Origin of the sequence: Nonomuraea sp. NEAU-A123 (genome assembly GCF_018603905.1) — a bacterium.
Classification (GTDB): Bacteria; Actinomycetota; Actinomycetes; order Streptosporangiales; family Streptosporangiaceae; genus Nonomuraea.
The window spans coordinates 418657-432031 of sequence record NZ_JAHFZZ010000002.1 but is presented as its reverse complement, the minus strand read 5'-3'; the positions used below and the strand labels follow the sequence as shown (position 1 = coordinate 432031).

12 protein-coding genes are annotated in these 13375 nt (G+C 72.2%); 2 read left to right on the top strand and 10 right to left on the bottom strand.

All coding sequences use genetic code 11. From position 1 onward, the window contains the following. Window positions 1-53 precede the first annotated feature (53 nt). Window positions 54-719, top strand: coding sequence for a DJ-1/PfpI family protein (locus KLK06_RS06125; protein WP_214634310.1), 666 nt, complete (start codon window positions 54-56; stop codon window positions 717-719). Window positions 720-928: 209 nt separating this feature from the next. Here the strand turns inward: KLK06_RS06125 and KLK06_RS06120 are convergent, their stop codons facing one another. Next, entirely contained in the window at window positions 929-1642 is a 714-nt protein-coding gene (locus KLK06_RS06120; RefSeq protein ID WP_214634309.1) for an SDR family oxidoreductase, read from the bottom strand. A 95-nt stretch (window positions 1643-1737) separates the two neighbouring features. Here KLK06_RS06120 and KLK06_RS06115 point away from each other — a divergent pair, with 95 nt between their 5' ends. Further along, window positions 1738-2340: a TetR/AcrR family transcriptional regulator gene (locus KLK06_RS06115; RefSeq protein ID WP_214634308.1), complete on the top strand. Its 603-nt coding sequence runs from the start codon at window positions 1738-1740 to the stop codon at window positions 2338-2340. A 277-nt stretch (window positions 2341-2617) separates the two neighbouring features. Here KLK06_RS06115 and KLK06_RS06110 read toward each other — a convergent pair whose 3' ends face one another. The 9 genes from KLK06_RS06110 to KLK06_RS06070 all read right to left on the bottom strand — a co-directional run bounded on the left by KLK06_RS06110 (window position 2618) and on the right by KLK06_RS06070 (window position 13352). Beyond that, window positions 2618-3592, bottom strand: a complete 975-nt coding sequence (locus KLK06_RS06110; protein ID WP_214634307.1) for an ABC transporter ATP-binding protein — start codon at window positions 3590-3592, stop codon at window positions 2618-2620. Then, window positions 3589-4566, bottom strand: a complete 978-nt coding sequence (locus tag KLK06_RS06105) for an ABC transporter ATP-binding protein (RefSeq protein WP_214634306.1) — start codon at window positions 4564-4566, stop codon at window positions 3589-3591. The genes KLK06_RS06110 and KLK06_RS06105 overlap by 4 nt, the downstream gene beginning before the upstream one ends. After that, a complete protein-coding gene (locus KLK06_RS06100; protein ID WP_214634305.1) occupies window positions 4563-5459 on the bottom strand; it encodes an ABC transporter permease in 897 nt (298 codons plus the stop codon). The genes KLK06_RS06105 and KLK06_RS06100 overlap by 4 nt, the downstream gene beginning before the upstream one ends. Further along, a complete protein-coding gene (locus KLK06_RS06095; RefSeq protein WP_250905065.1) occupies window positions 5456-6403 on the bottom strand; it encodes an ABC transporter permease in 948 nt (315 codons plus the stop codon). Before KLK06_RS06095 ends, KLK06_RS06100 begins: the two co-directional genes overlap by 4 nt. A gap of 2 nt (window positions 6404-6405) precedes the next feature. Continuing rightward, a complete protein-coding gene (locus tag KLK06_RS06090) occupies window positions 6406-7944 on the bottom strand; it encodes an ABC transporter substrate-binding protein (protein WP_214634303.1) in 1539 nt (512 codons plus the stop codon). A gap of 75 nt (window positions 7945-8019) precedes the next feature. Continuing rightward, entirely contained in the window at window positions 8020-9444 is a 1425-nt protein-coding gene (locus KLK06_RS06085) for a gamma-aminobutyraldehyde dehydrogenase (RefSeq protein ID WP_250904944.1), read from the bottom strand. Then, a complete protein-coding gene (locus KLK06_RS06080) occupies window positions 9428-10990 on the bottom strand; it encodes a class I adenylate-forming enzyme family protein (protein ID WP_214634301.1) in 1563 nt (520 codons plus the stop codon). Before KLK06_RS06080 ends, KLK06_RS06085 begins: the two co-directional genes overlap by 17 nt. Further along, window positions 10987-11877: an amidohydrolase family protein gene (locus tag KLK06_RS06075; RefSeq protein WP_214634300.1), complete on the bottom strand. Its 891-nt coding sequence runs from the start codon at window positions 11875-11877 to the stop codon at window positions 10987-10989. The genes KLK06_RS06080 and KLK06_RS06075 overlap by 4 nt, the downstream gene beginning before the upstream one ends. Beyond that, window positions 11868-13352, bottom strand: coding sequence for an amidase (locus tag KLK06_RS06070; protein WP_214634299.1), 1485 nt, complete (start codon window positions 13350-13352; stop codon window positions 11868-11870). Before KLK06_RS06070 ends, KLK06_RS06075 begins: the two co-directional genes overlap by 10 nt. Between the last annotated feature and the right edge of the window lie 23 nt (window positions 13353-13375).

The window sequence follows — 13375 nt, the reverse complement described above, 5'->3', positions numbered from 1 at the left end:
TCGATCGGTCGATAAAATCAATCGGGCCGCACCTGACGAGAGCAGGCAAGAACGTGGACGTCGCCATCCTCATCTACGAAGGTTTCACCTCCCTGGACGCCACCGGGCCGTTCGAGGTGCTGAGGCGCCTGCCCGATCCGCGGGTGTGCTTCGTCTCGGCGACGCCCGGGATGTGCGCCGCCGATCAGCCGGGTTTCGGGCTGGTGGCCGAGCCGCTGGAGAGCATGGAGCGGCCGGACATCGTGGTGGTCGCCGGTGGCAGCACCACCCAGGGCCTGCTGGCCGACGAGACGGTTCTGGCCTGGCTGCGCCGGGTGCACGACACGAGCACGTGGACGACGTCGGTGTGCACCGGATCGCTGCTGCTCGGGGCCGCGGGCCTGCTCCGGGGCCGTCAGGCCACCTCGCACTGGTACGAGCTGGACAGTCTGCGCTGCTTCGGCGCCGAACCGGTGTCCAGACGCGTCGTGGAAGATGGGAAGATCATGACGGCCGCGGGCGTGTCCTCCGGCATCGACATGGCACTGCTGCTCTGCGACCGGCTGGAAGGCCCGGCCTATGCCCAGGCCGTGCAGTTGGGGATCGAGTACGACCCCCAGCCTCCGCACGACGCGGGTTCGGTGGCCAAGGCCCCGGCCGAGGTGGTCCGGTTCATGCGGGACAACATGGAGCGGCACTACGGCCCTTCCTGGGACCGGCGGGTCGTTCAAAGCTCGTAAGGCCCTCCACTCGGGTCCGTGCGATCAGCCGCAAAATGACCCTCTGTAATAGCCGGCTCGACCGAGTCGATGATCTGAAGTAGCCGGTGCGGTGATGCGGTCAATCGCGTAGCGATCGCCGCATCACTTGGGCGGGATCTGTCAGGCGCCGAGATGGCGACGGAGCCAGGTGGCGTCTCGTCACCAGTGCGCGGCGCGGTCCCCGTCGGCTACCTCGGGGCGGTGAGCTGGGGGTACAGAGCGGTGAGGTCGGCGGAAAGACCGGCCTTGACCTGGCGTGACAGGTCGTCGGCGAGGACTTCGGGGGCGTCGGACTCGATGCCGTCCAAGGCCTGCTCCGCGACGCTGTGCGGGGAGGTCTTGGCCGCGTCGACGCCGGAGGCCATGTCGGTGTCGACGTAGCCGACGTGCAGCCCGGTGAGGTTGATACCACGCGGCCGCAGCGCCAGGCGCAGCGCGTTGGTCTGCGACCACAACGCGGACTTGGACGCGCTGTAGGCCTCGACGCCGGGAGCCGTGAACCAGGAGAGCACCGAATGGATGTTGAGGATGTGACCGCCGCCGTTGCGTTCGAGGAGCGGGACGAAGGCGCGGGTGGTGAGCAGCGGCCCGTAGAAGTTGACCTCGAACTCGCGGCGGACGTCGTCGATGGAGGAGTCGAGGAATGACGCGTTCAACAGGACTCCGGCGTTGTTGATCAGGATGGTCGCGTCCGGAGCCTGGTCGGCGGCCGCCGCCACGGAGCCGGGGTCGGTGACCTCCAGGGCCAGCGGGATCGCGTCCGGGTGGGTGACCGTCCGGGGGTCGCGGGCTGTGGCGTAGACCTTCGCGGCGCCGCGCTGGTAGAGGGCCTCCACGAGTGCCTTGCCGATGCCGCGGCTGCCGCCGGTGACGATGGCCACAGAGCCTTTGATGCTGGTCATGAGTCATTTTCCTCTCTTGGAAACCGATCGGTTTCCACCCGCCCACCGTAAACCGATCGGTTTCCAGAATGCAAACGGGGGCGTAGCCTTGGCCCATGACGAATCCGACGCCGACACCGACGACGAAGCCGGCCGCTCCCGCCTCGACGCGCGATCGTCTGCTCGACGCCGCGGCGGAGCTGTTCTATCGGGAGGGCGTGGGCGTGGGCGTGGAGGCGTTGTGCCGCACGGCTGGGGTGTCCAAGCGCTCGATGTACCAGCTGTTCGACAGCAAGGACGAGGTGATGGCGGCGAGCCTCGAACGCAGCGCCCTGGCCTACTATCAGGTTTTCCTGCAGTGCTCCGCCGACGACGAACGGTCGCCGCGGGCGCGGATCCTGCACGTGTTCGAGCGCCTGGAGGAGTCGGCGGCGGCACCGGACTTCCGGGGTTGCCCGTTCGTGGCGACGGCGGTGGAGGTCAAGTCGCCCGAGCACCCGGCGAGCCTGGTCGCCCGCCGCAGCAAGGACGCGATGACCGCGTTCTTCCAGCAGGAGGCCGAGCGCGGCGGCGCCGAGGACCCCGCCTTGCTGGCACGGCAGTTGACCGTCGTGTTCGACGGGTCCAGCGCGTGGGCGGTCGTGCAGGCGCAGGGGCTCGACGGCCTCGCCGTCGCGACAGCCGGTACCCTGCTCGACGGCGCCGGCATACATCCGTGATCGCCTGCGCCGGCTACGTGATCCCAGATCGTGGCGGCTTCACGAGGTGGCGAGCATGCCGAACCGGCCTGGTCTCGGGCGTCAGCGGTGTCCCAGGCGTGCCATGACCTGGTGGCGCGTCGGCTCTGATGCTCGGGTGCCCCGACAGCGCGAGGGCGTTCTGAACGCCCATGCTCGAGGACTCGTCGACAAGCCGCCGGCCGGCCGAAGCACAGACCGTGACATTACGGACCCGAGCGGGGGCCGTGACGTTGACCGCCGCGCCATGCGGAGCCGTTCAGAGCTCGTAAGGCTGTCCATCGCGCCACGAGAAGTGGCACCATACCCGTTGCCCGTCCCGCCGGTCCTCAGGTGGGTCCGACTCGCCGCAGCGCTCGGCCGCCTGGGGGCAGCGCGGGTGGAAGCGGCAGCCGGGCGGGACCCGCAGGGGGCTCGGGGGTTCGCCCTCGAGGCCCCGCGCCATGGCGCCGGAGCGCCGCCGATCGCGGGAGGGGACCGCGTCGAGCAGTACACGGGTGTACGGATGCCCCGGCCGCGCGAAGACCTCCGCGACGGGCCCCTCCTCCACGATGGTCCCCAGATACATGACGGCGATGCGATCACACAGCCCCCGTACGGTCGCCAGGTCGTGCGAGATGAACAGCACCGTCAGCCCGAGCCGCTCGCGCAGGTCGCTCAGCAGGTTGAGCACGGCGCCGGCCACCGAGGCGTCGAGCGCGGCCACGGCCTCGTCGGCGACCAGCACCTCCGGTTCGACGGCCAGGGCGCGGGCGATCGCGACGCGCTGGCGCTGGCCGCCGGAGAGTTCGCGTGGGAGGGCGTGCGCCTGCCGTTCGCCCAGGCCGACCATCTCCAGTAGCTCCCGCGTCCGGTGCCCGATCCGCTCGGCGGGGACGGTGCGATGCCGGCGCAGCGGCTCCGCGAGCGTCTGCGACACCGTGCGGCGCGGGTCGAGCGAGGAGCCCGGGTCCTGGTAGATCATCTGTATCCGGCGGCGCATGCCCGGCGGGCGCCGCGCGGGTACGGGCACGCCGTCGAGCAGCACGCGTCCGGCGGACGGGGGTGCCAGGCCGACGATCGCGCGCGCGAGGGTGGACTTGCCGCAGCCGCTCTCGCCGACCAGGCCCCGGATCTCGCCCCGCCCCAGTCGCAGGTCGATCGCGTCGACCGCGCGGACGCGCCGCTGCCGCAGCAGTCCGGCCCGTACGGGGAAGTCCACGACGAGTCCTTCCACCCGTACCAGCTCGCTCATCTGGCCTCCAAGGTGTTCACGCAGGACGAGCGGTGCCTGCTGTCGAGCCCGTCGACACCGGGGACGGGGCCCGAGCAGGCCGCGACGTGGTGGGCGCAGCGCGTCATGAAGCGGCAGGCGGGGGTGTAGTCGGCCGGGGCGGGCGGGGAGCCCGCGATCGGGCGGAAGCGGCCGATGGGCCCGTCGAGCGTGGGGACGGCGTCGATGAGGGCTCGGGTGTAGGGGTGCCGGGGCCGGTCCAGGACGTCCGGCGCGGGTCCCATCTCGATGATCTGGCCGGCGTACATGACGGCGACCACGTCGGCGATCTGGCGGATCACCGCGATGTCGTGGCTGACGAAGACCATGCCGAGTCCCCGGTCGGCGCGGGCGGCGTCCAGCAGCCGCAGGATCTCCGCCTGCAGCGTCACGTCCAGCGCCGTGGTCGGCTCGTCGCACAGCAGTACCCGTGGATCGGTGGCCAGTGCCAGGGCGATGGCGACGCGCTGGCGCATGCCGCCGCTGAGTTCGTGCGGGTAGGAGCCGAAGCGCAGGGCGGGGTCGGGGACGCCGACCGAGGCCAGCAGCTCCACGGCCCGTCGCCGGGCGGCGGCCCGTGAGGTGGCGGTGCGGCGGCGGACGATGTCGGCGATGAAGGCTCCGACGCGGGCCGTGGGGTCGAGGGAGGCGTGCGAGTCCTGGAAGACCATCGCCAGCCCGCGCCCGGCCGCCTGGCCGGGAGGGACGGCGCAGGGTGCGGCTCCTGCCCGCGGGCTCAGGCGGATCTCGCCGCCGGTGCGCTCGATGCCCGGCGGCAGCAGTCCCATCGCGGCGCGCAGGGTGAGCGACTTGCCGCACCCCGACTCGCCGACGATGCCGAGGCACTGCCCGGCGCCGACCGCGAAGGAGACGCCGTCGAGCACGGTCAGCGCCGTGCCGTCCCGCCGGACGGCGACACGCAGTCCGTCCACTTCGAGCAGCGGGTGCGCGCTCATCCTCGCGCCTCCCCTCGACCGCCGAGCCGACCACCAAGCCGACCACTAAGCCGACCGACGGGCCGACCGCCGAGGCGGTCGCCGAGCCGGTCGCCGAGGGCGGCGATGCTCGATCCGAGGATCACGATCGTCAGGCCCGGGAACGCCGCCAGCCACCAGTGGCTGCGCAGGAACAGCTGAGCCTCCGACACCATCGCGCCGAGCTCGGGCGTGCCCGCCTTGACGCCGAGCCCGAAGAACGACAGGACCGCGATGCCCTGCAGCGCCATCCCCATGTCGGTGGCCAGGTAGACCAGCGACTGGCGCAGCGCGTTCGGCAGCACGTGCCGAAACAGCACCGCGGTGTGGGAGAGGCCGAGCAGGTAGCTGGCCGAGACGTAGTCGCGTTCGCGCACCCGGCGCACCTCGGTGCGGATGAGCCGCGCGTACACGACCCAGCCCAGCACGCTGAACGCGACGAGCAGCGACGCGGTGCCCGGACCCAGCACGAACACGAAGGCGATCAGCAGCACGTACACGGGCAGCGCCTGGAAGATGTCGGCCACCCAGCGCAGCGCGGCGTCCAGGACGCCGCCGCGGTAGCCGGCCACCGCGCCGATCAGCGTGCCGGCCAGCATCGGCAGCCCCGCGGCGAACACCATCAGCAGCAGGTCGGTACGGAGCGCGAACAGCAGCCGGGACAGCACGTCCCGGCCGAGCGCGTCCGTGCCGAGCAGGTGGGCGGCGCTGGGCGGCTGGAGCTGGTCGAGCGTCAGCAGGGCCGGGTCGGCCGGAGCCAGCAGCGGCGCGAGGACGGCGGCCAGGATCGCCAGCGCCAGCAGCCCGGCGGCCGCCGAACGAGTCCAGCCGGACGCACGCGGTGTCACGGCGGACACCGCCGCGGGAGTAATCATCGCCATGTCGTCCTCGGATCCAGGAGGGCGACCGCCAGGTCGGCGAGCAGGTTGATCCCGATGATGGCCGCTCCGAAGATCAGCGTGAGAGCCTGGACCACCGGGAAGTCGCGCTGGCTCGCCGCGTTGACCATCTCGGCCCCCAGCCCCGGCAGGCCGAACGTCTGCTCCACGATGACCGCGCCGAACAGCAGCGCGGCGGCCTGGACGGCCAGCAGGGTGACGGCCGGCGGCAGCGCGTTGCGCAGCAGGTGGCGCCGGACCAGCGGCCATCCGGACAGGCCCAGCGATCGGGCGGTGGTCACGTGGTCGGCGGCCAGCACCTGGCGCAGGCTCGCGGCGCCGCTGCGGGCCAGCAGCGGCATCGCCGCCAGGCCGATCGTCAGCGAGGGCAGGACCATCGAGCGGAGCCGGTCGCCGGTGTTCTCGCCGAAGCCGCCCACAGGCAGCCAGCCCGTCCGCAGCGCCAGTACCGAGGCCAGCATCAGGCCGACCCAGAAGGGCGGGCAGTTGAGGATGACCGTGAGCGAACGCGCGCACACGCGGGCCGCCGGCGAGCGCGGGCGCAGCGCCATCACCAGCGCGGCGGGCACCGCCAGCAGCGTGCTGACGATGAGGCCGCCGAACAGCAGCCACACCGTCACGGCGGCGCGCTCGCCCACGATGGTGGCGATGGGGATCCCGGTACGGTTCGACCGGCCCAGGTCGCCGCCGGACAGGTTCACCACGTATTTCCAGAACTGCGCGAGGATCGACTGGTCGAGCCCGAGATCGTGGCGGACCTGCGTCACCTGTTCCGCGCTCGCCCGCGGTCCGGCGATCACCCGTGCGGGGTCGCCGGGCATGAGCTGCTGGAGCAGGACGACGATGAGCAGCAGCGCGACCAGCACCGGCAGCACCTGGACCAGCCTGCCCGCCACGAAGCGCAACCGTGCGGCGGGCATGCTCACGCCGCCCAGAGCAGGTCGGCCGGATAGGACAGGAAGGGGGTCACCTTGAGGCCCTTCACCTTGGGGGAGACGGCGAAGAGGCGGTCGGGGAAGGCGGTCGGGATGTAGGGCAGGTTGTCGTGGATCCAGGTCTCGGCCACGCGTACCGCCTCGGCCCGTTCCTGGTCGGTCCGGGCGATCTCCAGCCGGGTGAAGGCGTCGGAGATGGTCTTCATCGGCAGGCCGGAGTACAGCCCGCCGGTGGCCACGATGAGGCCGAAGATGTCGCCGACGGTCGGTGAGACGCTGCCGACCTCGCCCAGCGACAGGTCGTAGGCGCCCTTCGCCTGCCGGTCGACGAGTACCTGCACCTCCAGCTTCTGCAGGTCGACCTCGATGCCGGCGGCCCGCAGCAGCGCCGCGGCGGTCTCGCCCGCGCGGGTGGAGAAGGGCGTCGTGGCGTCCACCACCAGCTCCACCTTCGTCCCCGGCCGGTAGGAGGACTGGGCCAGCTCCTGCTTGGCCTTCTCCACGCCGGTCTCGTACACGCACCCGCACCCGACCGAGCCCTGGACCCGCGGCGGCAGCCCGCCCGTGGCCGGTGCGGCCAGACCGCCGAACACCGCCTGGATGTAGCGGGCGCGGTCGATCGCCAGGCTGACCGCGCGCCGGAAGTGCAGGTCGTTGCCCGGTTGCCGGGCGGCGTTGACGAAGATGCCGTGGATCGTCGCCGACGGGTGGACGATCACCTGCTCGCCGCGCGGGATCTGGGCGGCCAGGTCGAGCGGCACCGCCTCGATGGCGTCGGCCTGGCGGCTCTGGTAGCGCAGCAGCTGCTGGTTGGGGTCGGCGACGACGTCGTAGGTGAGGCGGTTCAGGTAGGGGCGCGCGGGGTCGTGGTAGCGCGGGTTGCGTTCCAGGACGAGCTGCTGGCCCGGCCGGTAGGAGGCCACGACGAAGGGGCCGGCGCCGATCGGCTTGGTGAAGAAGTCCTTGCGGCTCATCCCGCCGAAGTCTTTCGGCACGATGACCGAGGAGCCGTTGCTGAGCCAGGTGAGTGTGAACGTGCTCGCCTTGCTCATTTTGATGACCAGGGTCCGCGGGTCGGGTGTGGCGGTGCCGGTGATGGCCGCGTACAGCGTGCCGAGGGACAGCCCCTTGCGCCAGAGCTCGACGGAGAAGGCGGCGTCCTGCGAGGTCAGGGGCCGGCCGTCGCTGAAGGTCAGCCCGGAACGCAGCGTGAAGGTGATGGTCTTGGCCTTGGCGTCGAGCTTCCAGCTCTGCGCCAGGCCGGGTTCGATCGAGGTGCCGTCGGGCGCGTAGCGCACCAGGCCCTCCATCACCTGCGGCAGGGTCTGGAACGTGGCGAGCTGGATGGCCTTGTCGGGATCCCAGCCGTCGATGTCGGAGGCGCGCAGGATCGTCAGGCTCCCGCCGCGTTTCGGCGTCCCGCCGTCAGGGGACGCGGCCTTCCCCGGCGGCGCGCCGCTGCCGCAGCCCGTGGCCAGCAGGGCCATCACCAGCAGGACGCGTCCCGCGGCCTTCCATCGCATCATGGGCAATCACCATTTCGAACGATCGATAGATTAAGTGGATGTGGGGCGGCACTCCCGAGCTCGAGCGGCCGGCGTTCAGCGCAGGCTGGCCATCACGTGTTTGACGTGCGTGTAGTCCTCAAGCGCGTACGCCGACAGGTCCTTGCCGTGGCCCGACTGCTTGTAGCCGCCGTGCGGCATCTCCGAGGCGAGCGGGACGTGGTCGTTGATCCAGACGCAGCCGAAGCGCAGCGCCTTGGACATGCGCAGGGCCCGCCCGATGTCACGCGTCCAGACCGAGGCGGCCAGACCGTACGGCGTGCCGTTGGCCAGCCTGATGGCCTCCTCCTCGTCGCCGAAGCGCTGGACGGTGATGACCGGGCCGAAGATCTCCCGCTGGATCAGCTCGTCGTCCTGCCGCAGCCCGGCGACGACCGTCGGCTCGAAGAAGAAGCCCGGCCGGTCGGCGGCCCGGCCCCCGGTGACGACCTGCGCGTGGCCGGGCCGGCGCTCCAGGAAGCCCGCCACCCGCTCGCGCTGGCGCAGGCTGTTGAGCGGGCCGAGCGTCGTGTCCGGCGCGCTCATGTCGCCCATCACCAGCTCTTTGGCCTTGGCGGCCAGGCCGGCGACGAGGTCGTCGTACAGACGGGGCGCGGCCAGCACCCGGGTGGCCGCCGTGCAGTCCTGCCCCGCGTTGTAGAAGCCGGCGCCGGAGATGATCTCCAGCGCCGCCTCCAGGTCGGCGTCGTCGAACACCACGACCGGAGCCTTGCCGCCGAGCTCCAGATGGGTGCGCTTGAGCGTGCGGGCCGCGTGCTCGGCCACCCACCGGCCGGTCTCGACGGACCCGGTGAGCGAGACGAGCTCGACGCCGGGATGCTCGACCAGCGCCGCGCCCGGCTCGTCGCCGCCGACGACGACGTTGAGCACGCCGGGCGGGAAGATGCCGGCGGCCAGCTCGGCGAGCCTGACCGTCGTCACCGGTGTGGTGGGCGCGGGCTTGAGCACGCTCGTGCAGCCCGCGGCCAGCGCGGGGCCGATCTTCCACACCGCCATCATCAACGGGTAGTTCCACGGCGTGATCTGGCCGACCACGCCCACGGGCTCGCGGCGCAGCATCGAGGTGTAGCCGGCCACGTACTCGCCGGCCGCCTTGCCCTCCAGGCAGCGGGCGGCGCCGGCGAAGAAGCGCAGGTTGTCGGCCATCGTGCCGATCTCATCGCGCTTGACCACATGCAGGGGCTTTCCGGCGTTGGCCGACTCCAGTTCGGCCAGTTCGGCTCCGTGCTCCTCGATCGCGTCGGCCAGCTTGAGCAGCGCGAGCGCGCGTTCGCCCGGGGTCGTGGCGGCCCAGCCGGGGAAGGCCGCCTCGGCCGCGGCCACCGCCCGGTCGACGTCCGCGGGCCCCGAGCGCGGGGCGCGCGCGATCGTCTCGCCGGTCGCCGGGTCGAGCACGGGCGCCCACTCGCCGTCGAGCGGATCGGCGGACTCGCCGTCGATGACATTACCGATCTCCATCATGTCCATCTCCCAGCGTCATGGCGCGGCGGCGCAGCTCCACTTTGTCGATCTTGCCGATGGGCAGCTTCGGCAGCTCCGCCGCCAGCCGGAACACCTTCGGCACCTTGTAGTTGGCCAGCCGCGCGCGGGCGTACTCGCGCAGCTCACCCGCCGTGACCGGCGCGCTCGGCACGACGAAGGCGTGCCCGACCTCGCCCCAGCGCTCATCGGGCACGCCGACCACGGCGGCCAGCGCGACGGCCGGATGCTCCTCGATCGCGGCTTCGAGCTCGCGGGGGTAGACGTTGTAGCCGCCCGACTTGAACATCTCCTTGAGACGGCCGACGAGGCGGAGGTGGCCGCCCGCCTCCTCCACCGCCAGGTCGCCGGTGTGAAGCCAGCCGTCGCCGTCGATCGCCGCCCGGGTGGCCTCCGGCGCCCGCCAGTAGCCCCGGGTGATGAAGTCGCCCCGCACGAGCAGCTCGCCGGCGCCGGACGCGGCGCCGTCGGGGCGGCGCAGCGTGACCTCGTAGTGCGGATCCACCCGGCCCACGCTCCAGGCCAGCACCTCCAGCGGGTCGCCCGGGTCGGTGTAGGTGACCGAACCGGTCGACTCGGTGAGGCTGTAGCTGGTGGCCAGCCGCGCGCCCGTCGTGGCCAGCGTCTGCAGCAGGCTCTGCGGCGCGGCGGCCCCGCCCCACAGGATGTACTCCAGCGAGCCGAGGTCGCACTGGGACCACTCCGCCGTTGTCACCATGGCCAGCAACTGCGTCGGAATGCAGTACAGGTGCGTCAGGCGTTCGCGCTCGACCATGCGCAGCGCGCCTGCGGGGTCGAAGCGCCGCATGTACACGACCGTGCCGCCGGCGGTGAGGATCGAGGTGCTGATGTCGCCGAGCCCGCCGATGTGGTTGAGCGGCAGGTCGCACAGCTTGCGGGGCGCCTCGCCGTACCAGCGTCCCGCCTGCACCGCGCCGCAGTGGGCCAGCCCCCAGTGCGGGACGAGCGCGCCCTTGGGCCGGCCGGTGCTGCCGGAGGTGTAGATCATCGCCGCCGCGTCCAGTGGCCGGACCTGCTCGCGGGCGCCGGCCAGCAGGTCACCGGGCACGTCCGCGCCGGTGTCGAGGAACTCCTCATAGGAGAGCGACAGCCCGTCCACCGCACGGTCACGGGTCACCACGCGCACCGACCCCAGCGACCGCAGCGCGCTCAGCGTGGCGTTCTCGGCGTCGAGCATGCCGAACAGCAGGGTCGGCTCGCTGTCGGCGACCACGTGGGACAGCTCGGCGATCGTGTACTTGGGGTTCAGGCCCACCCAGACGGCGCCGATGCTCGCCGCCGCCAGGAAGACCACGAAGCATTCCGGCTGCGGATGGCCGAGCAGCGCCACCCGGTCGCCGTGCCGCACGCCGGCGGCCAGCAGCGCGGCCGCGCAGCGGTCGACGTCCGCACGCAGCCGCTGGTACGTCCAGCGGCCCTGCTCGCCGACCAGCGCCTCGCGCGCCGGGCGGTGGGTGGCCCAATGACCGACGTAGTCGGTGATGCGGGCCAATCGCGGAACGGTCATACCGGCACCGCCTCCTGGCGGGCCGCCAGCAGCCGTCCGGCGTTGTCGTGCAGCAGCGCGTCCAGCGTCTCGGCCCGCAGACCGAGGCCATGCCACTCCTCCAGAGCCCGCAGGTGCGGGAAGACGGGCCAGTCCGTGGCGAACAGCACCTGCCCGCGCAGGACCCGGTCCATGAAGCGCAGCATCATCTCCCAGCCCGATCCCGGCACACCGAGATACTTGGGGGCCAGGCCGCCGAAGTCGATGAGCACATTGGGGTGGCGCCGCGCCACGGCCACGATCTCCGGCACCCACGGCCAGGCGCCATGGCAGGCGATGAGCGTCGCCTCGGGGAAGTCGCAGGCGACCTGGTCCAGGCGGACGGGCCGTTCGGACTCGATCGGGTGCCGGCGCGAGTAGTTGACGCCCGTGTGGATGCCGATCGCCAGCCCCAGCTCGGTGGCCTTGGCGTACACCGGGTACAGCGGCCGGTCGTCGATCGCGTGGCCGAAGAACGACGGCTGCACGTTGATCCCCGCCAGCCCCAGCGCGGCCACCCGCTCGACCTGGCGTACGGCGCGCATGATCGACAGGGGCTCCAGCGTGACCGTCCCGAAGCCGGAGAACCGGTCGGGCCGCAGCCGCACCTGCTCGGCCACCTCCTCATTCAGCGCGTCGGCGTAGTCGCCGTGCTCGTACTCCGCGTGCAGCACGGCGTGCCCGACCCCGGCCTCGTCCATCTCGGCCAGCAACTCGCCCATGCCCTTGTGCCAGCCGTCGCCGATGTCGAGGACCGCTTCGTACTGGGTGTAGACGTCGCCGCCGGCCGCGAGCGGGGGGCGTGCGGCGCTGGGCACCCGTACGCGGAAGTCGATGATCGTCGAGGAGAGCGGGGCGGTCAGATCCATGAAGTGTTCCTCCCGGAGGATTCGATGGTCGCAGGCAGGCTGGGTCTGCGGTGACGCCACGGGTGGGCTCGTTCGAGCTGGCCGGCCAGGGCCAGGACCGTGCCGTCGCGCCACCTGCCGCCGATGAGCTGGACGCCGAGCGGCAGGCCGCCGTGCTGCTCCACGAGCGGGATGGAGATCGCGGGCAGGCCCAGCATGTTCGCCAGGGCGGTGAGCGAGGCGGTCTCCTCCGCGCGCCGCAGCGGCAGCCACGGGTCGGCGTCCTGCCCCTGCCACAGCGCCCCCTCACTCGGGGCCAGGACCGGGTTGGTCGGGGTGAGCAGCACGTCGACGGCCTCCCACGCCCGGTACATCTCGGCCGAGCGCCACTGCAGTTCCAGCATGGTCCGCACGTACGTCAGCGAGTCGGTCTGGCGGGCGGCCCGGCGAAGGGTCCGGTTGAGCGGCTCGGCCGCCGACTCGTCCACGATCGCGCAGTCGGCCGAACCGGTGGCGTACAGGATCTCGAAACGGGGCTGGAACCAGTCGGGGTCGAGCCCCGGAATCGACTGCTCGACCACCTCGTGCCCGAGGTCGGCGAGCAGGTCGGCGGCCCGGCGGGCCAGGGCGACGGCCGCGGGGTGCACCTCGGCGGGGAAGGCGGGCTGCAGGTTGAGCCCGACGCGCAGCCGCCGCGGATCACGCCCGGCCTGCCACCGGTACGGCTCGTCGGCCGGGGGAGCGCTGTACCAGGTGGACTGCGGGGCCGCCGCGAAGACGTCCAGGATCGCCGCGGTGTCCAGCACGGTACGGGTGAGCACGCCCTCGGTCGCGAAGCCCTCCATGTAGTGCGCGTCGGACGGGACGCGCCCGCGGCTCGGCTTCAACCCGACCAGCCCGCAGAAGCTGGCGGGCTCGCGGATGGAGCCCGCCCCGTCGGATCCGTGCGCGACGGGCAGCAGACCGGCCGCCACGGCCGCGGCGGCGCCGCCGCTGGAACCGCCCGGGCTGCGGTTCAGGTCCCAGGGGCTGCGGGTGACGCCGTGGCGCAGCGACTCGGTGACCGACACGGTGCCGAACTCCGGCGACGTCGTCGCGCCCACGAACACGAAACCCGCCTCCCGCAACGCCTTGACCGCCGGCGCGTCGGCGTCCATCACGCGGTGCTCGACGGCGTTGGAGGCGCTGCACAGCGGCCGGCCGCGGACCGGGTGCAGATCCTTGATCGCGATAGGCACGCCCAGGAACGGCGGCAGCGGCCCGCCCGCCGCCACCCGCGCGTCGGCCGCGTCGGCCGCCTGGCGGGCCTGGTCATGGTCGACGTGGCAGAACGCGTTCAGCGCGGGATCGAGCGCGTCGATGCGCGCCAGGTAGCCTTCCAGGACCTCGCGCGCGCCGACCGCGCCGGAGGCGATCCGCTCGGCCAGTTCGGTGGCGCTCGGCCACCCCTCCGGCCCGGTGCCGACCGGCTCCGGGAGGCTGCTGGTATCGGTCATCGTCTCTCCTAAGCAGTCGAACG

What these genes read in the sequence shown, in the direction of transcription:
- KLK06_RS06120 (WP_214634309.1), bottom strand. Translation starts at nt 1,642, where the DNA reads ATGACCAGCATCAAAGGCTCTGTGGCCATCGTCACCGGCGGCAGCCGC.
- KLK06_RS06115 (WP_214634308.1), top strand. Translation starts at nt 1,738, where the DNA reads ATGACGAATCCGACGCCGACACCGACGACGAAGCCGGCCGCTCCCGCC.
- KLK06_RS06110 (WP_214634307.1), bottom strand. Translation starts at nt 3,592, where the DNA reads ATGAGCGAGCTGGTACGGGTGGAAGGACTCGTCGTGGACTTCCCCGTA.
- KLK06_RS06105 (WP_214634306.1), bottom strand. Translation starts at nt 4,566, where the DNA reads ATGAGCGCGCACCCGCTGCTCGAAGTGGACGGACTGCGTGTCGCCGTC.
- KLK06_RS06100 (WP_214634305.1), bottom strand. Translation starts at nt 5,459, where the DNA reads ATGATTACTCCCGCGGCGGTGTCCGCCGTGACACCGCGTGCGTCCGGC.
- KLK06_RS06095 (WP_250905065.1), bottom strand. Translation starts at nt 6,403, where the DNA reads ATGCCCGCCGCACGGTTGCGCTTCGTGGCGGGCAGGCTGGTCCAGGTG.
- KLK06_RS06090 (WP_214634303.1), bottom strand. Translation starts at nt 7,944, where the DNA reads ATGATGCGATGGAAGGCCGCGGGACGCGTCCTGCTGGTGATGGCCCTG.
- KLK06_RS06085 (WP_250904944.1), bottom strand. Translation starts at nt 9,444, where the DNA reads ATGATGGAGATCGGTAATGTCATCGACGGCGAGTCCGCCGATCCGCTC.
- KLK06_RS06080 (WP_214634301.1), bottom strand. Translation starts at nt 10,990, where the DNA reads ATGACCGTTCCGCGATTGGCCCGCATCACCGACTACGTCGGTCATTGG.
- KLK06_RS06075 (WP_214634300.1), bottom strand. Translation starts at nt 11,877, where the DNA reads ATGGATCTGACCGCCCCGCTCTCCTCGACGATCATCGACTTCCGCGTA.
- KLK06_RS06070 (WP_214634299.1), bottom strand. Translation starts at nt 13,352, where the DNA reads ATGACCGATACCAGCAGCCTCCCGGAGCCGGTCGGCACCGGGCCGGAG.